At 68.1% G+C, this 20,892-nt stretch carries 21 protein-coding genes and 1 tRNA gene; 4 read left to right on the top strand and 18 right to left on the bottom strand.

All coding sequences use genetic code 11. The features are described 5' to 3' along the window. Positions 1-243: 243 nt before the first annotated feature. Positions 244-2,082, bottom strand: coding sequence for a DUF2207 domain-containing protein (locus ACSGC5_RS00860; RefSeq protein ID WP_434968737.1), 1,839 nt, complete (start codon positions 2,080-2,082; stop codon positions 244-246). A 42-nt stretch (positions 2,083-2,124) separates the two neighbouring features. Between ACSGC5_RS00860 and ACSGC5_RS00855 the strand changes: the two genes are divergently transcribed. Continuing rightward, positions 2,125-2,571 carry a MarR family winged helix-turn-helix transcriptional regulator gene (locus tag ACSGC5_RS00855; protein ID WP_434968736.1) on the top strand — a complete coding sequence of 149 codons (447 nt, stop codon included), beginning with the start codon at positions 2,125-2,127 and terminating at the stop codon, positions 2,569-2,571. A 31-nt stretch (positions 2,572-2,602) separates the two neighbouring features. On the opposite strand, the gene ACSGC5_RS00850 is transcribed toward ACSGC5_RS00855, so the two are convergent. From ACSGC5_RS00850 to ACSGC5_RS00835, 4 genes are all read right to left on the bottom strand, one after another. Continuing rightward, on the bottom strand, positions 2,603-3,211 hold the full coding sequence (locus ACSGC5_RS00850; RefSeq protein WP_434968735.1) for a TetR family transcriptional regulator: 609 nt from the start codon (positions 3,209-3,211) through the stop codon (positions 2,603-2,605). Between the two features lie 111 nt (positions 3,212-3,322). Continuing rightward, positions 3,323-3,784 carry an Hsp20/alpha crystallin family protein gene (locus ACSGC5_RS00845; RefSeq protein ID WP_434968734.1) on the bottom strand — a complete coding sequence of 154 codons (462 nt, stop codon included), beginning with the start codon at positions 3,782-3,784 and terminating at the stop codon, positions 3,323-3,325. 158 nt (positions 3,785-3,942) lie between these two features. Next, a complete protein-coding gene (locus tag ACSGC5_RS00840; RefSeq protein WP_434968733.1) occupies positions 3,943-5,118 on the bottom strand; it encodes an acyl-CoA dehydrogenase family protein in 1,176 nt (391 codons plus the stop codon). Continuing rightward, the gene (locus ACSGC5_RS00835; RefSeq protein WP_434968732.1) at positions 5,102-6,298 is read right to left on the bottom strand and encodes a CaiB/BaiF CoA transferase family protein; all 1,197 of its coding nucleotides are present in this window, start codon (positions 6,296-6,298) and stop codon (positions 5,102-5,104) included. Before ACSGC5_RS00835 ends, ACSGC5_RS00840 begins: the two co-directional genes overlap by 17 nt. 178 nt (positions 6,299-6,476) lie before the next feature. Here ACSGC5_RS00835 and ACSGC5_RS00830 point away from each other — a divergent pair, with 178 nt between their 5' ends. Then, entirely contained in the window at positions 6,477-6,662 is a 186-nt protein-coding gene (locus ACSGC5_RS00830) for a hypothetical protein (protein WP_434968731.1), read from the top strand. Between the two features lie 75 nt (positions 6,663-6,737). Here the strand turns inward: ACSGC5_RS00830 and ACSGC5_RS00825 are convergent. The 10 genes from ACSGC5_RS00825 to ACSGC5_RS00780 form a co-directional block, all read right to left on the bottom strand. Beyond that, positions 6,738-6,810, bottom strand: a tRNA-Arg gene (locus tag ACSGC5_RS00825). Between the two features lie 88 nt (positions 6,811-6,898). Further along, a complete protein-coding gene (locus ACSGC5_RS00820) occupies positions 6,899-7,519 on the bottom strand; it encodes an asparagine synthase (RefSeq protein WP_434968730.1) in 621 nt (206 codons plus the stop codon). A gap of 105 nt (positions 7,520-7,624) precedes the next feature. Further along, positions 7,625-8,002: a DUF5684 domain-containing protein gene (locus ACSGC5_RS00815; RefSeq protein ID WP_434968729.1), complete on the bottom strand. Its 378-nt coding sequence runs from the start codon at positions 8,000-8,002 to the stop codon at positions 7,625-7,627. Between the two features lie 45 nt (positions 8,003-8,047). Further along, complete coding sequence (locus tag ACSGC5_RS00810) at positions 8,048-9,013, bottom strand: aldose 1-epimerase family protein (protein WP_434968728.1); 966 nt, start codon at positions 9,011-9,013, stop codon at positions 8,048-8,050. Between the two features lie 44 nt (positions 9,014-9,057). Continuing rightward, positions 9,058-10,560, bottom strand: coding sequence for an L-arabinose isomerase (gene araA, locus ACSGC5_RS00805; protein ID WP_434968727.1), 1,503 nt, complete (start codon positions 10,558-10,560; stop codon positions 9,058-9,060). 32 nt (positions 10,561-10,592) lie between these two features. Next, on the bottom strand, positions 10,593-12,203 hold the full coding sequence (locus tag ACSGC5_RS00800; protein WP_434968726.1) for a xylulokinase: 1,611 nt from the start codon (positions 12,201-12,203) through the stop codon (positions 10,593-10,595). Further along, entirely contained in the window at positions 12,200-12,907 is a 708-nt protein-coding gene (locus tag ACSGC5_RS00795) for an L-ribulose-5-phosphate 4-epimerase (protein ID WP_434968725.1), read from the bottom strand. The genes ACSGC5_RS00800 and ACSGC5_RS00795 overlap by 4 nt, the downstream gene beginning before the upstream one ends. A 119-nt stretch (positions 12,908-13,026) precedes the next feature. Beyond that, a complete protein-coding gene (locus tag ACSGC5_RS00790; protein ID WP_434968724.1) occupies positions 13,027-14,043 on the bottom strand; it encodes a LacI family DNA-binding transcriptional regulator in 1,017 nt (338 codons plus the stop codon). Positions 14,044-14,114: 71 nt separating this feature from the next. Next, complete coding sequence (locus tag ACSGC5_RS00785; protein WP_434968723.1) at positions 14,115-14,333, bottom strand: hypothetical protein; 219 nt, start codon at positions 14,331-14,333, stop codon at positions 14,115-14,117. A gap of 130 nt (positions 14,334-14,463) precedes the next feature. Beyond that, positions 14,464-16,323, bottom strand: coding sequence for an ABC transporter ATP-binding protein (locus ACSGC5_RS00780; protein ID WP_434968860.1), 1,860 nt, complete (start codon positions 16,321-16,323; stop codon positions 14,464-14,466). A 115-nt stretch (positions 16,324-16,438) separates the two neighbouring features. Between ACSGC5_RS00780 and dacB the strand changes: the two genes are divergently transcribed. After that, on the top strand, positions 16,439-18,001 hold the full coding sequence (gene dacB / locus ACSGC5_RS00775) for a D-alanyl-D-alanine carboxypeptidase/D-alanyl-D-alanine endopeptidase (protein WP_434968722.1): 1,563 nt from the start codon (positions 16,439-16,441) through the stop codon (positions 17,999-18,001). A 31-nt stretch (positions 18,002-18,032) separates the two neighbouring features. Here dacB and ACSGC5_RS00770 read toward each other — a convergent pair whose 3' ends face one another. Both ACSGC5_RS00770 and ACSGC5_RS00765 read right to left on the bottom strand, forming a co-directional pair. After that, entirely contained in the window at positions 18,033-18,731 is a 699-nt protein-coding gene (locus ACSGC5_RS00770; RefSeq protein ID WP_434968721.1) for a PhzF family phenazine biosynthesis protein, read from the bottom strand. Between the two features lie 15 nt (positions 18,732-18,746). Continuing rightward, positions 18,747-19,469 (bottom strand): Pr6Pr family membrane protein, encoded by a 723-nt coding sequence (locus ACSGC5_RS00765; RefSeq protein WP_434968720.1) that lies wholly within the window; start codon positions 19,467-19,469, stop codon positions 18,747-18,749. Between the two features lie 3 nt (positions 19,470-19,472). Here ACSGC5_RS00765 and ACSGC5_RS00760 point away from each other — a divergent pair, with 3 nt between their 5' ends. Then, positions 19,473-20,045: a hypothetical protein gene (locus ACSGC5_RS00760; protein WP_434968719.1), complete on the top strand. Its 573-nt coding sequence runs from the start codon at positions 19,473-19,475 to the stop codon at positions 20,043-20,045. 10 nt (positions 20,046-20,055) lie between these two features. Here the strand turns inward: ACSGC5_RS00760 and ACSGC5_RS00755 are convergent, their stop codons facing one another. After that, positions 20,056-20,637 carry a TetR/AcrR family transcriptional regulator C-terminal domain-containing protein gene (locus ACSGC5_RS00755; protein WP_434968859.1) on the bottom strand — a complete coding sequence of 194 codons (582 nt, stop codon included), beginning with the start codon at positions 20,635-20,637 and terminating at the stop codon, positions 20,056-20,058. Positions 20,638-20,892: the final 255 nt, after the last annotated feature.

The raw sequence follows: 20,892 nt of genomic DNA, 5'->3' as shown, positions 1-20,892 counted from the left end.
CCTCCACGAACCCTGACCGCGGCATGGGTGGCAGAGAATCACAAAAAGATAACGGCAAGGTCTTCCCTTCCGTTACCTCACCGTTATAGAGTGCTTGCACGGTAGTTGTTTTGCTGTGGCAGCTACCGGCATGTGATTGCAGGACACTCTTGGTGCAAGGGACAAGGGCCGGTCGGAAGCCTCTCCGACCGGCCCTTACTTTGTCACGACGCGGCGGCCATCCCTGATCGCCGCCGGCGTGGGTCAGACGCCGCCACCGCCACCGCCACCGCCACCGCCGCCGGCGCTGCCGCCGCCACTGGAGCCCCCCGAGGTGGACGACGTGGTCGTGGTCGACAGCGTTGAGATCGCTGAGGAGAAGGCCGCCGCGTTGAAGCCCGCGGTCCCGATGTACCAGCCGGGGACACCGGTTTGGTCATAGAGCACAGCCAGGCGCTCGGCCCATTCCTTCTCCTGCCCGAACACCACGGCGTACGGCAGCAACGTCTCGTAGATCCGCAGCATCTGGCGGGGGTTCGCGGGGTCGACACGCGCACCCTGGTCGTCCACCGCGACCCGCTCCGCGCCCTGCGGAGACTGCAGCATCCGGATCCGATCCGCTTCCGCCCACTCGATGAACATCTGCAGCCCCTTGAGGTGGTCGCGCGTTTCGGCGCCCGCCGCAGTCAGGGGTTTGCGCGAGACGAGGGCGGCGACCACGAAGACCATGACGAATGCCGCGACCATGAACAAGAACACGATCGGCGAGTCCACGAAGGCTCCGAATGCCATGAACCCGAACACGATCGTCAGGATGCCGAAGACGATCGACCCCAGCATCGGCCAGAACCTCGCGGCGCTCGGGACCACGCGGCGAAGACCTCCCGCGCTGAGTTCCTCCTCGGCAGCCTTGATGATGCGCCGCGCGGCAGACGAGAGCCGCGTGTCATTCGATCCGAATTCGTACTCGTCGCCGGGGGTCATGTGCGGGAACAGACCCTGAAGCAGGAGCACGCCGTCGCGATCCGCACGCGAGGGATCCCGCAGTACCGCCTTGAGCTTCACTCCGCCGAAGAGTTTGCGTCCCGCCTCCTCGATGCGGATGCTGCCGACCACCGCCTGCTCCAGCACTTCGGCGGGGATGGCCTTGGCCGACTTGCCGAGAAGTACCGCGCTCTCGAGTGCATCAATGCGCGGCGGCGGGGTGTATTCGGCGATGATCGTCGGCCTGCCCGGCTCATCCCGCAGCCTCTTGACCCGAAAAACGATCGCCCACACCAAAGATCCGATGGCAGCCGTGAAGGCGAACAGCTGCAGCCAGCCGTAGGGCGAGGCGAAGTAGGAGCTGTCGAACGCCGTGAAGGTGCCCGCCGCGAACGCGACAGCAACGGTGACGGTCTGGGAGGGCTGCAGATCGGTGGCGGATGCGGTCACCGTGACGCCGCCGTCAGCATCCGTCGTCGAGGCGATCGAGCAGGGGTCGGTCGCACCGGCGCTGCCGGCGTAGCAGGCCTGCGCCCCCGTCAGCTCGGGCGCCAGCTCGGCCGGCACGTGCAGCGTCGCCGTCACCGTTCCGAAGGGTTGAGCCCAATCCACGCCGTTGACGTTCCAGTAGAACTCGTCCACGCCGGTGTCCTCGAAAAAGCGCGTGACATTCTCGAGCGTGTACGTGAAGACGTAGGTCTGGGAGCCGTGGACATAGTCATCGGACCGCGAGGTCATCGCGTAGACGCCATCCTCGCTCTCGACCTCCGCAGGTCGCGGGTTTCCCTCGCCGTCGGTGATGGAGACGAGCTCGGGATGCAGCGGCGCGCCCAGGTACGAGTCAGGAAGGATTCGACGCATCCCCCGGTTCTGGTCGTACTCGGGGAACACCGCGACGAAGGTCTCGACGACCCGCAACGTGCTCACCCCGTCGTCGGTGCGTCCGAGCGTGTAGTCGGCGTCCATGCTCTGGAACGTGAAGTCGTCGACGTCGGTCGACACCGCGGCCGCACTGTCGCCGACCGCAACGCTGAAGGAGCACGCCACGAGGGTGAGCAGTGCGGCGAGGGTTGCGGCGGCGGCACCGAGGGATCGCCGCACGAGTATCCGGGCTGCCATGTGATCAGCCTAGGGCGCCGCTGGGGTCGTACTCTGGTGTGCATGACGGACCGGCGACTGGCGATCGACGCCTGGGAAAGCCTGTTCCGCGCGCAGCACGAGGTCCTCGCCGAGATCAGCGGGGATTTCGTCGTGGGAGAACTCACCCAGGCTGAGTACGACGTGCTGCTCACCGTGACGCGCGCGCCCGAGATGTCGGCGCGGCTGCGGGATGTCACCGCGAACATGCTGATCAGCCAGCCGAGTGTGTCCCGACTGGTCGACCGGATGGTCGCCTCCGGCCTGGTCACCAAGTGCTCGGACCCCGACGATGGCCGGGGAGCGATCGTGACGGCCACGCCCCACGGCGCCGCGCTGTTTCGGAAGGTCGCGGCAGCTCATGGTCGGTCGATCGCCGAACGGATGTCGAGTCTGAGCGACGACGAACTCCGGCAGCTGCGCTCCCTGACCACGAAGCTGCGCCGACCCCGCGTCGTCGACGACTGCTGATCGAGGGCCGCTTCGACCCCGGGCAGTCTCCTCAGCCGAGGAGGTAGCGCTGCACCGCGGGGCCGACCCGCGACGCGAGGTCATCGATCGATGCACCCGCGACTCCGGGGAGTTTCACGATGTATCGAGCGACGATCAGGCCCGCGATCTGCGATGCCGCGAGACTTGCGCGCAACTCGGCATCCGCGGACCCGAGCTCGCGGGCGATCCGACCGACGAGTTCGCGGGAAAGGTAGCCGGTGAGCAGCGGAGTCGTCAGTTTGTTTCCCAGCGCAGCGCGCATGAGCACGACGCCGCGGCGCTGCACCTCCGGCTTGTCCCATGCGGTGAGAACGAAGCGCACGATGCCCTCACCCACCCCGTCGCGGGGGCCGGCGAGGATCCGGGGCAGCTCAAGATCGGGACGGAATGGCGCACCGATGGTCTCGCTGAAGAGATCGGCCTTCGTTCCGAAGTAGTGGTGCACGAGGGCCGCATCGACCTCTGCCCGCGCCGCGATCGCGCGCATGGTGGCACCGTCATATCCGTGGTCACCGAACTCGTCGATCGCTGCCGCCAAGATGCGTTCCCGGGCGGTCGACGTCGCGCCGGGCGGTCGTCCCCGCCTCCGCTTGGGTGCAGGAACGGCGTACTCGGGCATGCCGTCAGCCTACGCGCGAGACCACCACCGGTCGCGGACCCGCTCAGGGCCGCCCCGCACGGAGACGTCCCCGCCACCGTCGCGCGGTGCCGGGGACGTCGGTCACGGGAATCAGGCGCTCGCGCCGGTCTCCTGGATCTCGCTCTTGGACTCGTCGACCGTGATCGTGGCGGGGGCATCCGTCGCGATCTCGATCTTGCGGGGCTGGGCCTTGGGGCTCACCGGAATCGTGACCGTCAGCACGCCGTGCGCGTAACTGGCCGCGATCCCCTCGGTGTCGATTCCCTGTCCCAGGCTCAGCTGGCGCAGGAAGCTGCCGGCCTCACGCTCGCGCGTGATCCACTTGACGCCCTCCTGCGAGGTGAGCGTGCGCTCGGCGCGGATGGTCAGCAGCTGACCGTCGACGTCGACATCGACCGATCCCGGGTCGATGCCCGGCAGGTCGGCCGAGAGCACGTAGTGGTCGCCGTCACGGTACAGGTCCATCGGCATCTGACGCGGGCCGCGCCGGTTGCCGTCGAAGAGTGCGTTCGCGAATCGCTCCATCTCGCGGAGCGGGTCATAGGTTGCCATCTCGTCTCCTTTGTGAGCGGGGCCGGATGCCACATCCGGCCGAGTTCTGAAAGTTGAGTCGTGGTGACTCAACTGACCTCAGATTAGCACTCGCAGCCCTCGAGTGCCAGGTGTCTGGGTGCGCGAGATCATCGCCGTGAGCGAACAGTTCCGGCCGGTCAGCGGAACGCGGGGACGCCGGTGAGCGCCTGTCCGAGCACGAGGGTGTGCATCTCGACGGTGCCCTCGTATGTCAGCACCGACTCCAGGTTCGCCGCGTGCCGGATCACCGGGTACTCCAGCGAGATGCCGTTGGCGCCCAGGATCGTGCGAGCCGTGCGGCAGATCTCCAGAGCCTCCCGAACATTGTTGAGCTTGCCCAGACTCACCTGCTGCGGCGTGAGCAGCCCGGCATCCTTCCGGCGACCGAGATGGAAGGCCAGCAGCAGGGCCTTCTCGTACTCGACGACGCAGTCGACGAGCTTCTGCTGAGTGAGCTGAAACGCTGCTATCGGCTTGCCGAACTGCACCCGCTCCCCCGCGTAGGCAAGGGCCGCCAGCAGCGACGACCGGGCCGCACCGAGCGCGCCCCAGGTGATGCCGTATCGAGCCTCGTTGAGGCAGCTGAGCGGACCCTTCAAGCCGACTACTTCGGGGAGGACGGCGTCGGCGGGGAGCCGCACGCCATCGAGGACGAGTTCGGAGGTGACGGATGCGCGCAGCGACAGCTTGTGGTGGATCCGCGGCGCCGAGAAGCCGGCGGCATCCGTCGGGACCACGAACCCGCGGATGCCGTCATCCGTCTGGGCCCACACGACCGCGACGTCGGCGACGGAACCGTTCGTGATCCACATCTTGCGGCCCTGCAGCACCCAGTCGTCACCGTCGCGCCGTGCGTACGTGCGCATACTGGCCGGATCCGACCCGGCATCGGGTTCGGTCAGACCGAAGCATCCGATCAGTTCGCCCGCCGCCATCGCAGGCAGCCATCGCTGTTTCTGCTCCTCGCTCCCCCAGCGCCAGATCGCGAACATCGCGAGCGACCCTTGCACCGAGACGAGGGAGCGGATGCCGGAGTCCGCGGCTTCCAGCTCCAGACAGGCCAGGCCGTACTCGACCGCCGACATCCCGGCGCAGCCGTAGCCCTCCAGGTGCATGCCCAGAACGCCGAGGTGCCCGAGGTCGGCCGCGAGACCCCGAAGGTCATCGATCTCCCCACGCTCGAACCACTCGGCGATGGAGGGCGTGACGCGACGTTCCACGAACTCGCGGACGGCATCACGGGTCGCCCGCTCGTCGTCGCTGAGCAACGCGTCGATATCGGCGATGTCGATCGCCTCATGCAGGGATGCCACGGGCTTCTCCTTCGGAAGATCCAGTCGAGTGAGCAGGAGTGTCAGCATCGGCAGCGAGCCACCGGCGAATGTCGTCGCCGTGCTCGTCGAACCGGGGCGGGCGTCGATACCGGGTGATCGGCGTGCGGTCGAACCGAAGGGGAGACCGAATCTGATCGGTCCCCTCGGCCACCGGAGCCCGTGGCGAGAGGCCGAGACGCTCGGCCAGCGCGAATCCGTCGGCGACGGTGCCGATCGTTCCCGCCGGAAGACCAGCATCCATCAGCCGCGCCGCCCATGAGGCCGCCGAGTCGGTCAGCAGTCGCGACTCCAGCGCCGTCGCGAGGGCGTCTCGATGCGTGACCCGCTGCGCGTTCGATGCGAAACGCGGATCAGCGGCGAGGTCATCGGCGTCGAGGACCTCGCACAGACGCGCGAATTGGGCATTGTTACCGATGGCGAGCGCGAGGACGCCGTCTCCGGTGCGGAGGGTCTCGTACGGCGCGATCGAGGGATGCCGATTGCCGAGCGAGTGCGGCGAGTGACCGGTGGCAAGGTAGGCGGATCCCTGATTGACAAGCGCTGCCAGGAGGCTCGTCAGGAGCGCAACCTCCAGATACTGACCCTGGCCGCTTCGAGAGCGTTCGTGAAGGGCGGCGAGGATCGCGACGGTGGCGTCCTTCGCCGTCAGGACATCGACGATGGCGACACCGACCTTGGAGGGCACGTCGGGTGGGCCCGTGATGTCCATCAGCCCGCCGACGGCCTGGATGAGGAAGTCGTATCCGGCGAGGTGCGAACCGGCGCCGCTGCCGAAGCCGGTGATCGAGGCGTACACGACGCCGGGATTCGCCTTCCGCACCGATCCGTAGTCCAGGCCGAAGCGGTCGAGAGTGCCCGGAAGGAAGTTCTCGACGAGAACATCGGCGCGCGCCGCGAGACGATGTGCGAGGTCGAGATCAGCGGGGTCGTCGAAGTCGAGCGCGATCGAACGTTTCCCTCGGTTCGCGGATTCGAAGTACGACGAGGAGTTGTCCGTCCATGGCGGGCCCCACTGGCGCGTGTCATCGCCGGATCCGGCACGCTCGACCTTGATCACGTCAGCGCCGAGATCGGCGAGGGTCACGGTGGCAAGCGGTCCGGCGAGCACACGACTGAAGTCGGCGACGATGACGCCGTCCAGGGGCATCGGACCAGGCATCCGGTTCCTCGCTCTGTTGCGGAGATGCTCTCCTCACTGTAGCGAGGACGGCGGCTACCGCACCGAAGCCGAGACCTTCGGGGTGCGCGGGTTCCGCACCGTCAGCATCCTCTGACACAGACGTGATCCAGACGCAAGGGGGGTGCCTTCAGAGCGCGGATTCACTACGTTCTCGCGCATGAAGAACCAAGAAGGCATTGCGCTCGGGCTGATCGTCGGCGGGCTGATCGTCGGCATCCTGTGCCTGCTCGGCGACATCTGGGGCGGTCCGTCGTTCCTGCACGTCTTCACGATGGTCGGCGGCTTCGCGGTCGGCTACGGCACCGTCACACTGGTCCTGTCCCGACGGGGCAAGCTTCCCTGAACGAGGTGAGCCGGAACGAAACGATGCGGTCCCCGAGCAATAGACTCAGGGACCGCATCCTGTCTCAACCAGACGCGCGCCCGAAGGGACTCGAACCCCTAACCTTCTGATCCGTAGTCAGATGCTCTATCCATTGAGCTACGGGCGCATGATCTGCGCGCTTTCGCGAGCAAACCAGCGTCCAGGTTACCCCACGAATGCCCCTGACAGCGAATCGTGGCGGTTCTCGCCGCGGGTCATTCCGCTTCCGGCAGATCGAGGTCCCGAGAACGATCCGCGTCGTCGGCATCCGTGATCGGCGCCCGCGCCGCAGGGGTGCTGAATCGCCGTTGATGCGACGCGAGCCGGGGCAGATCGATGAGCCTGATCGACTGCATGCGCGCCGCCCGCATGGCACCGTAATCGGGATCGAGGTCTGGTCTCATCGCCTCGACGATCAGGCGCCGCTCAAGGTTCGACTCGACATCGCCCCACGCAGCATCGCGCGCCTGAGCGATCAGCTGTTCCAGCGCTGCATCGTCGGTCGCGCGCAGTCTGAGTTCTTTCGCGACGCCCGTGTACTGCCGTGCCCGCCGACGCAGGTTTCGGGAGTCCCGCCCTCGATAGTCGTGCGTGCCGCTCGGATCGGATTGCCGCCCCCATGCCCGCCGCCAGTCCGCGCGGGCGCGCTCGGCTGCAGCGGACTGCTCGTCGGCGAGCGCCTCAAGAGTCTGGCGCGCGAACGGTTTGAGAGCGTCGAACGAGAAGGTCGCGTCGTGCCGGATCGCGTCAACGAGGATCCGGTTGCGGATGGCGAGGCGGGCCGCCGCGATAGCGATGATGACGCCCTCCGCGATCGCGTCGGCGGTCTTTCCCATCGCCACCTCCTCGATAGAGGGTATCGGGCGGCGGGCGCCAGCGTCCCGGACGAACGCCGCAGGCCCCCGATCGCTCGGGGGCCTGCGGCATCGAGGGTGTGAAGCTCAGGCGGGCTTGCTGTAGCGGGCGTCGCCGAAGCCGAGGATGAGGTAGCCGATGAACGGCAGCAGGAACAGCAAGAAGAACGAGAAGGCGCCGCCCTTGCCGAACGCCGCGCCGACCTTGATGGCGACGATGATCATCAGGATCAGGTTGGCGATCGGGATGAAGTAGAGCAGACCCAGCCACGCCGAGTAGCCGGCGATCTTCACCAGGATGAAGAGGTTGACGATCGGGATGATGGCGAGGATGCCGGGCCAACCCGCCTTGGTGAAGACGCGCCACAGTGCGACCGCAATGACGACGTAGAACGCGAGGCCGATGATCGATGACGTCCAGGCGGACGCGAGACTGGCCTGATCGGTGATGGAAGCTGCAAGCATGAGCCACAGCCTAGAGGGAAAGCCGTCTCGGCTTCCAGCGAACTCTCAGGAAAGCGCCGAGATCCGCCAGGATGCCTTGTGGGAGTCGGCCGGTGCGATCACCGCGAGCCCGGTATCGAAGGGGTAGCGGCCGTCATTGAAGGCATCCGGCGCGCACGTCATCGGCTCGACCGCAAGTCCCGCGCGGTGACCGGGCGCGCCTGCGCCGCCGGGCTGGTCGGCGGTGTGGATCTGCACCCATGGGCACCGCGAATCCCACGTGATCGAGGCCCCCGCGCCCTGCGCGTCAGCCACCCTCACCGTGACGAGCCCGTCACGGTCCCGCACCAGGTCCGTGTAGGCATGGTCGATCTTCACGGCACCGATCGTTCGGGCCTCGCGGAAGTCGAATCGCTCGGCATCCGCGGTGACCGGCTGCAGGCCGACGGGCGAAAGCCGATCGGGCGTCACGGTGAGCACGTGCGCGGCGGGGAGCGTGAGCGACCATTCGTCGAGTTCCCCGTGCGGAGCCACGAGATACGGATGCGGTCCGGTTCCCCACGGCGCGAAATCGCGACTGAGGTTGGTCGCCGTGACCCGCTGGGTGAGTCCATCGGCACCGAGCGCGAACGTGGTGTCGACCCGGATGCGCCAGGGGTAGCCCTGCTGCGGTTGGATCGTCGCACTCAGAGTGATCCAGCTGTCGGCGCTCTCCACCGGCGAGAAGTCCAACCAGGATGCCAGGCCATGCAGTGCCTGCTGGCGACTGGGCTCGGTGAGAGCCACCTCGTACGGCCGCCCACGGAACTCGTAGCGCCCATCCACGATCCGATTGGGCCACGGCGCGAGGGTCGCGCCGCGGAAGAAGGGGCGCACCGTGTCGGCCTCGAACGGCACGACCAGATCGCGTCCGCGATAGGTCAGGGTGCGAAGGGTCGCGCCCACACTCGCGATCGTCGCTTCGTAGTCGCCGGCGGTGATCGTGTGCTGCACCCCGGATGCGGGAACCACCGCTGCGGATTCGACGCTCATGTCCCCAGTCTGCCCGACGGCGAGCTCACCGGTCTCCGCGCCGCTCACAGGCCCTGCGCAAGGCGGTAGTACGCCTGGTTCCAGCGGACTTCCTTCTGGAAGCCGCGCACCGTCGTGTCCTCGTCGATGACGAGGAGCTCGGTCTGGGCCATCTCCGCGAAGTCACGGAAGACGTCGATCCCGACCGCGGTCGACATGACGGTGTGGTGAGCAGCCCCCGCCGTGAGCCAGCACGCGGCCGAGGTCGCGAAGTCGGGGGCGGGCTTCCACACGGCGCGTCCGACGGGGAGTCGGGGAAGATCGGGCGCAGCGACGTTCTCGACGACGTTGGCGACCAGACGGAACCGGTCGCGCATGTCGCTCATGGCGACCACGACGGCGGGGCCGGGGTCGGCCGTGAAGACCAAGCGCACCGGGTCGTCCTTACCGCCGATGCCGAGCGGGTGGATCTCGAGGCTCGCCTTCTGACTCGACAGGGTCGGGGCGACCTCGAGCATGTGCGCGCCGAGGATCTTCTCGTCTCCGGCGACGAGGTCGTACGTGTAGTCCTCCATGAGACTCGCTCCCCCGGGCAGCCCCTCGCCCATGACGCTGGCGACGTGCACGAGGATCGCGGTCTTCCAGTCGCCCTCGGCGCCGAAACCGTAGCCCTCGGCCATGAGGCGCTGCACTGCCAGACCCGGGAGCTGCTTCAGGGCGCCGAGGTCTTCGAAGCTCGTGGTGAACGCCCCGAAGCCGCCGGCCTCGAGGAACGACCGCAGCCCGACCTCGATCGCCGCACCGTCGCGCAGCGACTGGTGGCGCTCGCCACCGCGACGCAGCTCGGGAACGACGTCGTAGAGTTCCTCGTACTCGTCGATGAGGGCATCCACCGCGGTGTCGGATGCCGCCGCGACGGCGTCGGCGAGCTCATTGACACCCCACGTGTTGACCTGCACACCGAAGCGGATCTCGGCCTCGGTCTTGTCGCCCTCGGTGACTGCGACGTAGCGCATGTTGTCACCGAATCGCGCGAGTTTGAGGCTGCGGATGGCGGCAAGGCCCGCCGCAGCACGCTGCCACGTCTCGATCTGGTCGCGCACGGCGGGGTTCGAGACGTGACCGACGACGGTCTTGCGGGGCACCCCGAGCCGGGTCTGGATGTACCCGAACTCGCGGTCGCCGTGCGCAGCCTGGTTGAGGTTCATGAAGTCGAAGTCGATCTCCGCCCAGGGAAGCTCGACGTTGGCCTGCGTGTGCAGGTGCAGCAGGGGCTTCTGCAGCGCCTCGAGCCCACCGATCCACATCTTGGCGGGGCTGAAGGTGTGCATCCACGCGATGATCCCGATGACCTCGTCGCGCGCGTTCACGTCGAGCGCGAGACGGCGGATGCTGTCGGCATCCTTGAGGACGGGCTTCCACACGACGCGGATCGGCAGTCCGTCGAGACCGGCGACGACGGCCTTCGATTGCTCGGCGACCTGGCGGAGGGTCTCTTCCCCATAGAGGTTCTGGCTGCCGGTGACGAACCAGACCTCGCGGGCGGCGAACGTGTGAAGAGAAGTCATGGGGTCCTTCTTCGGTGAGGGGTAAGGGGGAATCACAGGGCGGTCACTGCCGCACGCTCGGCCGCGAGGCCCGCGCGGTAGCGCTCGAGGTAGGAGGTGTAGCCGGCGACATCGGAAGGGTCGGGCTGCACGGTCGTGAACTGGGCGTCCGCGAAGACGACCTCACTGAGGTAGTCGGGTAGCGAGGCATCCGTCTGGCCCCCGCGGCGGGCGGCGGTGTAGGCGGCGAGGACGGCGATTCCCCACGCTCCACCCTCGGAGGCGCGGCGCTCGACCGACACGGCGACATCGAGGGCGGCCGCGAGCACCTTCTGCGCCACCCCGGCGGTGCGGAAGATCCCGCCGTGAGCCAGCATCCGGTCGACCTCGACACCCTCGTCGTCGAGCACCCGCATGCCGAGGCTGAGCGTGGCGAACACCCCGGACAGTTGCGAACGCAGGAAGTTCGCGAGTGTCAACTCGCTGTCCGGCGTCCGCAGGACGAGGGGGCGTCCCTCCTCCAGGCCGGCGATCGGCTCTCCCGAGAGGTGGTTGTACGACAGGATGCCACCGGCATCCGGAGAGGCAGCAAGCGCTTCGGTGAACAGCGCCTGGTAGACGACATCCGGCGGCAACGGCGAGCCGATGAGGTCGGCGAAGCGCTGGAAGACCCCGACCCACGCGGCAAGCTCGGACGCTCCGTTGTTGCAGTGCACCATGGCGACGGGGTCTCCCGCCGGAGTCGTGACGATGTCGAGTTCGTCGTGGGGAGCGGACAGCGGACGCTCGAGCACGATCATGGCGAAGATGCTCGTGCCGGCGCTGACATTGCCGGTGCGGGGAGCGACGGCGCCGGTCGCGACCATCCCCGTCCCCGCATCGCCCTCGGGTGGACAGAACACCGCCCCGGGTCGAAGCGCGCCCGCCGGATCGAGCAACGCGGCGCCTGCGGGCGTGAGTTCCCCCGCGTCCGCGCCGGCCGTGAGCACTTCGGGCAGCAGCTCGAGCAAGGGTCGCGGGGCAGTATCCCCGGCAAGGGCATCGAACCGCGCGACGAGTTCCGCGTCGTAGCTGCCGGTGGCGGGATCGATCGGGAACATCCCGGAGGCATCCCCCACCCCCAGAACGTCACGACCGGTGAGCGCCTCGTGCACGTACCCGGCGAGCGTCGTCAGCCGATGGATGCGAGCCACATGCGGCTCGGCGTCGCGCATCGCCTGCCGATAGTGGGCGATCGACCAACGCAGCGGGATGTTGACCCCGAAGAGCTCGCTGAGCTCCTCGGCGGCGGCACCTGTCGTGGTATTGCGCCAGGTGCGGAAGGGAACGAGGAGCTCGCCGCGCGCGTCGAAGGCCAGGTAACCGTGCATCATCGCCGAAACGCCCGCACTCGCCAAAGACTCGAGCGCGACGTCGTAGCGCTCTCGCACCGCGGTGGCCAGTGCCGCGTAGGCAGCGCGGAGGCCCGCCCAGACCTCGTCGAGAGGGTAGGTCCACATCCGGTCGACGAAGCTGTTCTCCCACTCGTGGCTGCCGACGGCGAGCACGGCGCCGTTGGCAGCGACAAGACAGGCCTTGATGCGCGTAGAGCCGAGCTCGATCCCCAGGCTCGCGCGTCCCGCGGCGATGGCATCGCGGGCCGATGCGGTGTCCAGAGCGCTCATCGACGGTCATCCGTCGCTTGGCCATACACGTTCTGATATCGGTTGTAGAGACTGTCGATCGCCTCCTGGGGAATCGGGATCACGGGTCCCGCCTGCCGCGCGATGTGCACGGTGCGGGCGACATCCTCGAGCATGACGGCTGCCTTGACGGCATCCTTCGCGCTCGATCCGATCGTGAAGGGGCCGTGGTTCTGCATCAGCACGCCGCGCGAGCGGTGACCGCGCAGCGTCTCGACGATGCCACGGCCGATCGAGTCGTCTCCGATGATCGCGAAGGGACCCACGGGGATGGGTCCACCGAACTCATCGGCCATCGCGGTGATGACGCAGGGGATCTCCTCGCCGCGCGCGGCCCACGCGACGGCGTAGGTCGAGTGGGTGTGCACAACACCGCCGACCTCGGGCATGTGGCGGTACACGTAGGCGTGAGCGGCGGTGTCGCTGGAGGGCGAGCGCTCGCTGCCCTCGCTTCCGGGCACGACGTTGCCGTCGAGGTCGCAGAGGATCATGTTCTCGGGGGCGAGGTCATCGTACGAGACGCCCGACGGCTTGATCACGAACAGGTCGGCGCCGGGGACGCGGCCCGAGACGTTGCCGCCGGTCCAGACGACAAGTCCGTAGCGGACGAGCTCGCTGTGCAGCCGTGCGACGTCGGCCCGTACACGCGTGATCGCGGCGGCGAGGTCATTGTCGAGTTCGGTCATGGCTGCTTTCCCTCCGAGACGCCCTCGTCGCCGCGCGTCGATGCGCCGACCAGGCTCCCTGGGAATGTTACCGGTAACACATCGGACGCACCAGTCCGCCGGAGTAGACCGGGAAAGGCCTATCCCCGACCGGGCTCGCTGGAGGCGCGAGCGACGAGGCGGGGGGCACCCTCCCGCCCCGACGCGTGCCTGGGCGCGGCGGGACGGGCCGAGCCCAGCACATGCGCCACACAACGACGCGCATCGCCGAGCACATCGACGCGCACGCTCGTCAGCGCGGGCGAATAGAAGGCAGCATCCGGGTTGTCGTCGAACCCGACGACGGCGAGCTCGTCGGGGATCCGGATGCCCTCCTCGGCGAGCCCGGCCATGAGACCGAGCGCCATCTGGTCGTTCGCGGCCAGGACAGCCGTCAGTTCGCCCGCGCGCACCGCCGCAGCGACCTCCCGCGCCACCGCGGCACCTGATCGCGCCGACCAGTCACCGCGCCATTGGTGGGACAGCGCTGTACCGGCCCGCTCGAGCGCGGCAACTGCCCCCTCGGCGCGCGCTGCCTCTTCGAGCCAGTCGACCGGGCCTCCCAGTCGCCCGATCCTGCGATGACCGCGGTCGAGCAGATGCCTCGCTGCCAGAGCCGCCCCTTCGTGCTGCGCTGCCGCACCCTCGTCAGCGTGCAACGCGGCCACCGGCACGCCCAGCGCGCGCTCGCGAAGCAGGGAAACCATCCGCGCATGCGGCGCGACGAGCACGAGACCGTCGATGCCCTGAGCCAGAACGTGGGCGACCGCGCTGTCGATCGCGGCGGGGTCGCTGGCATCCGCGTACGCCGTGGCGATCCAGCGACCAGCCTCCCGCGCTGCCTCCGCGAGCGCGGTGATCCCCACGGTGGGGCCGTAGAGCGTGGCATCCGTGGCAATGACACCGATCGTGCGCGTCGACGCGGTCCCCAGCGCCCGAGCGGCGTTGTTGACCCGGTAGTCGAGGACGCGCATCGCGTCGAGCACGCGGATCCGCGTCTCGGGACGGATGTGGGGGTAGTCATTGATGACCCGCGAGACCGTCTGGGTCGACACCCCCGCCAGACGGGCGACCTCGCGCACACCGGCCGGGCGCGCCGGCTGGGTGACATCGCTCATGGGCCCTCAGCGTAGTGCTGCGCCGCTTCGGTGACAGCGGCGGCGGCACATGCGGCGCCAGTGGACACCGCTCAGAGCGCGGCGATGCGTTCCTTGAGCGTGGCGACCAGCTGCGGGTCGATCTGCCCGCCCGCAAAGGAGAGGACGGTGTTCACCGGCATCCCCTTGGCCATCCCGATCATCGGATGACCGGGCAGCTCCGGCACCAGCTCCTCGATGACGGCCCGCGCCTCGGGGTCATCGAGCAGCTGCCCGAGAGTCGTCGTGTCCAAGTCGAACCTGGCGGCCATGGTCTTCCCTTCACGCGCGGCCCGCGGATACGGGAGCTCACGCGATCCCAGCATCCCAGCGGGCATCCGCGACGGCAAGCGTCGAGGGAACCTCGCCGCGCGGCGCGGCGCGGCGCGGCCGAGACGATCCTTACAGCGACGACAGCGCAGCCTCCTGCTGGTGGGCGACGAGCCGGGCGTACGAGCCTCCTGCTGCGAGCAGGTCGGCATGTGTCCCGCTCTCCACGATGCGACCGGCCTCCACGACATGGATCACATCCGCACTGACGATCGTCGAGATGCGGTGTGCGATCGTGAGGGTGGTCCGCCCCCGAGCAGCAGTGTCCAGCGCCTGCTGCACGGCCCGCTCCGACACGGTGTCCAAAGCGCTGGTCGCTTCGTCCAGCAGCAGCACGGGCGGGTTCTTCAGCAGCACCCGCGCGATCGCGATGCGCTGCTTCTCCCCGCCCGAGAGGCGGTACCCTCGTTCGCCCACGATCGTGTCGTACCCCTCGGGGAAGGCCTCGATGACATGGTGGATATGGGCACCCCGGCAGGCCTGCTCGATCTCGTCGAGTGAGGCATCCGGCTTCGCGTAGAGCAGGTTCTCCCGAATCGACGCGTGGAACAGGTAGGTCTCCTGCGACACGATCCCGACGCTCTCGAGCAGGGACGCGCGCTGCAGCTCTCGGACGTCAGCGCCGGCGAAGAGCACCGCCCCAGAAGACGCCTCGTACATGCGCGGAGCGAGGTAGAGGATCGTCGTCTTGCCGGCGCCACTGGATCCGACGAAGGCGACGTGCTGACCGGGTTCGGCGACGAAGGAGACATCGTGCAGGGTCTGGGCCTCCGTCCCCGAGCCCGGGTACCGAAAGGACACGCCCCGGAACTCGACTCTGCCGATCGGTCCGGGAGCTTCCGCGACCGTGATGGCGCCCGGAGCATCGACGATCGCGGGAGTCAGATCGAGATACTCGAAGATGCGGGCGAACAGCGCCATCGACGTCTGGACGTCGAGCGCGACGCGCATGAGCGCCGTCAGCGGGAAGAGCAGACGCGCCTGCACGGCGGTGAAGGCCACGATCGCGCCTGCCGTGATGTCGACGCCCCCGGTGATGAACACTCCGGCCAGCAGATAGATGATGGCTGGAACAGCCGACATGATCACGCCGACAACAGCGAAGAATCCCTGTCCGCTCATGGCCTGACGGATCTGCAGCGAGACCTGCCGGCGGGTCTCGTCGGCGTAGCGGGCAGTCTCATACTCGGATCGGTTGAACGAGCTGGTCAGCATGATTCCCGACACCGAGAGTGATTCCTGTGTCATCGCGGTGAGCGCGGAGAGCGACTCCTGAGCTTGGGCGGCTATACGAGCCCGCACCTGGCCGACACGGCGCTGGATCACCACGAGGACGGGCAGCATGACCACCGCGACGAGCGTGAGCCGCCAGTCGATGATGATCATCGCGACCAGCGACGCGGCGACGGTGACGGTGTTCCCGAGGATGGACGTGAAGGTGTTGGTGAGGACGCTCGCGACGCCGCCCACGTCGTTTTGGAGCCGGGACTGGATGACGCCCGTCTTGGTGCGCGTGAAGAAGGCGAGCTCCATCGACTGCAGATGGCGGAACAGCCCCACCCGCAGGTCGCCGGTCACGCGGTTTCCCACAGATGAGGTCAGCCACGTCTGCACGACGTTCAGGCCGGCGGATGCCACGAACAGCCCGACCATGAGGGCCACCAGCTCCACGAGCAGTGGGATGTCAGGGGCGCCGGAGGGCGGGAACAGCGCGACATCGAACACCTGCTCGACCAGAAGTGCGGGAACGACACCGAGCGCCGCGCTCAGCACGACAAGGAACGCGGTGACGATCAGCCGACCGCGGTACGGGGCGAACAGGGCGATGATGCGGCGACCGAGGTGCGGGATGTGCGGCGCCTCCGCGTTACGCGCCCGTTGCGTTCGCTCGTCGGCTCCTCGAGTGAGCCCGCCGCCGAAGCCTCCGCGCATCATGCTCATCCACGCCTCCCTCCGACGCTTTCCATGTCTTAGTACATGTAAAGCGTACCTCCCCCGAACTCCGGGAGGGCGGAGACGGGAGGGGTGGCTCGCTAGACTCTGCCTCATGCTCCGTCGCACCCGACGAACGGTGGCGGTGGCAGCGGTCGTCGGCCTCTCAGCGGGATTGGTCTCCTGCACCGTCTCCCCGCCTGTCGCCGATTCTGATGTACCCCCGACCATCGCGGCCATCATGGACCAACCCACCTACGAGGGCGGCAGCTGGGGGATGTCGGTGATCGACATCGACAGCGGCGAGACCCTCATCGCCCTCAACTCCGACGAACAGTTCCTCACGGGGTCCACCGCGAAGATCCTGTCCGTCACCGCAGCCCTCGACCTGCTGGGTGCCGACGCGACATTCACCACCCCCGTCTTCGCCGTCGGCCAGGTCACGGAAGGCATCCTCGAGGGAGACCTCGTTCTGCGCGGGTCCGGAGACCTCACCCTCGGGGGCCGAACGAGCGTCGACGGGACGATCGACGTGCCGATCTTCGACCACTACGACGCGAACGTCCTCCCCGGCCTTGCAACCCTGACGCCCGAGGACCCTTTGGCGGGTCTCGACGATCTCGCGCGGCAGGTCGCAGCATCAGGCATCCGTGCCATCGAGGGGGAGGTCCTCGTCGACGACCGACTCTGGGATCCCCCCGTCTTGGACGGTGTGCCGATCTCCCCGATCGTGGTCAACGACAACCTCATCGACATCGTCATCACGCCGGGTGCGGCGGTCGGCGATCCCACGACCGCGAGCTGGCGACCCCAGACCTCCGCCTACTCCCTCGACAACCGGGTGAGCACAGCGGATGCCGACAGCGGGTTCGATGTGACGATCACGGAGGAGGACGGCATCCTCACCGCCGCAGGGACGATCCCCGTGGGCGTCGATCCGGTGGTGCAGACGTATCAGGTTCCCGACCCCGCGGCGTGGGCCCGGACGCTGTTCATCGAGGCGCTGAGCCGGGCAGGGGTCGCCGTCGAGGCTGACCCGCGGTCACCGAGCTCGAGTGCGCTTCCACCGATGGACGACCTCGACGCCGCAACCCCGGTCGCGGCGTTCACCTCGCCGCCGTTCTCGGAAACCGCGCGCCTGATCAACAAGGTCAGCCACAATCTCGGGGCGAATCAACTACCGCTGCTCCTCGCGGCACACGCGGGCGAGCGAACCCTGGCGGCCGGTCTCGCACGGCAGATGGGCGTTCTCGCGGATGCAGGGCTCGGCCCGGATGACGTCGTGATCACCGATGGTCAGGGGCTGCCGGGAAACCGCATCACCCCGGCGGCGATGACCACCTACCTCGCGTTCGTCACGAAAGCCCCCTGGTTCGAGACGTTCCTCGGTTCCACCCCGATCCTCGGTGTCGACGGGTCCCTCGCGAACGTCCTGCCCGATGGGGACCCCGCGATCGGTTCCGCGCACGCCAAGACGGGCACACTCGTGGGCCCGGGAACCGACACACCCTACGTCCTCGAGACCAAGGCGCTCGCGGGCTATCTGGAGGCCGCGTCCGGCCGGCGCCTCGCATTCGCGGTGTTCGTCAATGACGTGCCCATAGACCAGGTGCAGGCCGTCCTCCAGGCCAACGCCGACCTGGGCGCGATCGCCTCGCAGCTGTTCCAGCTCTACTGACGCCTCATCGGGCTGGCCGTTCCGAGACCGTTCAGGCCAGCTCGACGTCGCGGCCCGCCGTGGTGCGTCCGCCGACCTCGACCTCGCGACCGAGGTTTCGGCGATGCGTGAACAGCTGCGACCCGGCACCCTGCTCGATCCTCAGGTCGCGTCCGAGCGCAGCGGTGAGCCGGATCGCCGCGGATCCGGTTGCTTCGTCAGTGCGGATGCCGAGTCCCGGGGCGAACATCCGCGTACGCACGCGCCCCTCCTCCTCGTCGAGCCAGGCCCAGACGTAGTGCATTCCCTCGGTGTAGGCATCCGGATCGACGGCGTCGACTTCGGCGGGCGAATCGAGCTGTTCGATCTCGAACTCGGGGGCCCACGCGACCTGGGCACTGATCCAGGTGAGGTCCCCATCGGCACGCACCCGCGCCGAGCCGGCCGGAACAGTGACGTGGCGGATATCGTCGCCCGCCGCCCGCAGCCACGCCGCGAGGCCCACCGTCGGGTGTCCGGCGAAGGGTAGTTCCTGTTTCGGGGTGAAGATTCGGGCGCGCACGGTGCGGCCGTCGACCTCGTCGATGAACACCGTTTCGCTGAACCCGAGGTCTGCGGCGATCTCCTGCTCGCGGCCGCGCGTCGCCCGTGAGGCCCACACGATCCCGAGCGGGTTGCCGTGCTCACCCGCTTCGTCGACGAAGACGTTGACCACCGTCGCGAGGATGCCCATAGCAGGCCAGTCTTGCACGCCGATCCGTCGGGGTCAGCCCCCTGGGCGATCACGGGGCATCCCGGCACGGCGCGACGGCCCGGGACGTGCCGATCCGCGCACAGGCCGTGGTTGTGCCGGCGTCGGCAAGCGGGTGACGAGCACGAGCAGAGCGGCGACCGCGACCAGGGCGGCCGCCAACACTGCCGCATACGCGAGCACCCCGGCATACCCGCCGACCCACTCGGGGTCGAAGAAGACGTACGGGTACCAGTTGAGCGACCTGCCCCGCGCAGTGATCAGAATGCTGTACGCGAGCGGGTACAGCAGTGCCCAGAGGGCCCGATGAAGGGGCACGCGACGCCGCCCCGGGAACACAGCGAAATCGATCACCGCGTACACCGGAACCACGAAGTGCAGCACCTTCGACGACAGCGGCACGAGAAAGGAGAGTTCTCGCAGGCCCGCGGTCTCCATCAGGATGGCGAAGGTCACGCCGGAGATGACCAGGTAGCTTGTCACGATCGCGCGAACCGTCGTCAGCCAGGATGTCTCGGCGCGACCCATCGCCGTCCAGATGATCAGGAGGGTGGTCAACAGCACGAAAGCGATGTTCGATTGAACGGTGAAGTAGCTCAGCAGATTGGTGGCTCGACAGGTGGTGGCAAAGACGCAGTCGGCGCGCGAGATGAGGGCCCAGGCCGTCGTGATCAGCGCCGCCGACCGCAGCGCGATGACGAGGGCGCGCACTCCGCGCTGCCTCGCCGGGGAGGTCACCGGATGAGCGCGCGCAGCAGGCGCCGACTCTTCCGGCATCCGCCCGCGCACATCATCGAGCCTACGCGCGCCGCGGCGGTGCTGGCCGCTCTTGCCGTCATGGCGGGTCTTGCAGGGTGCACCGGATCGGCGACCCCGCCCTCGACCGCGTCGGCCTCTGCCACAGCGACCCCGACGCCGACCTCGGGGCCCGGTGGCTACGACAGCCTGTCGCAGGCCTGCACGGCGATCGCCGACGACCTGATCACGCTCCAGACCATCGAGGGGACCGCCGAGATCGGGCTGAGCGAGGGCGGGGCGGAGGCGATTCTGGATGAACTCGCTGAGATGCGGGAACTCGCACCCGCCGACTTGCGCCCGACTTATCGCTCGGTCGAAGACGCGGTTCGAGAGCTCCCTCGCACGGATGCCGCAGCCCCCACCCCGACATCCGCGGCAGCGTCTCCTCGATCGCCGTCACCGACCTCCTCACCGACGCCGCATCCGTCGGCCACGCCGCCGTTGATCCTGGAGGTCATCGAATCGGCGAGCGAAAGGTTGACCGTCTGGCTCACGCGCCACTGCGCGGACCTGTGAGGCCGCGACGCTACCGGGGTCGTGCCGAGGCGACCAGCATCCGCCACCCCAGCTCGAACGCCCGAGTGGCAAGAGGGTCGTCGGGGTTCTCGGTGGCGAGCGTGGCGTATGCCGCGGCGAAGCGCGGGACGTCGGACTCCTGCCCGGTCGGATCGAAGACCACGCTCGGCCCTGACATGTCCAGGACACTCCCCAGGATGAAGGACTCGAACGCCGTCAGCAGCGGAAGGACATCCCGCTGCGCCCACCCGGCCGCCTGGGCCGCGATGGTGAAGTCCTCATACCCGGCGAGAAGAACCGGCGCTGATGCGCGAGTGGTCATGAGCAGTGGGATCGCCTTGGGGTGGCGGGCGAACGCACGGCGGTACGAGCGCGCCCAGGCCACAAGACCCTCTTCCCACGGCAGCTCGCGCAACGGGCGGAAGTCGATGCTCGCCGAGACAATCGCGCGAACATCCTCGATCATCGCCGCCCGGTTCGGCACGTGGTTGTAGAGCGATGCCGGGTTCACGCCGAGCTTGCTTGCCACCTGCCGTATGCCGAGCCCATCCGCACCATGACGGTCGATGAGCGCAAGCGCGGTGTCGGCGATGAGCTTCCGACTGAGGATGGGGCGATTCGGGCGGCCGATGACAACCTCCTCGGCAACGAGTTGACGACCGTGGGCGTGAGCATGGACAACCTAGCCGTCGGTATCACCCCGGGCAACACGCGCGGCTCACCGCCTGGCCCGAGCAGATGCAGATGCGGGGACTGTGAGAAGCGGTTTACGCGACCGAAACACAAGCGTGTGCACAATGGTGGTGCAGCGTAAGCCGTTGCGGGCGCACTGGGCCACAAGACCCCG

The sequence above is a fragment of the Microbacterium sp. bgisy207 genome, from assembly GCF_965345035.1.
Lineage (GTDB): Bacteria > Actinomycetota > Actinomycetes > Actinomycetales > Microbacteriaceae > Microbacterium.
The sequence above is the reverse complement of the archived record's forward strand: the minus strand, read 5'-3'. Positions and strand labels throughout refer to the sequence as shown.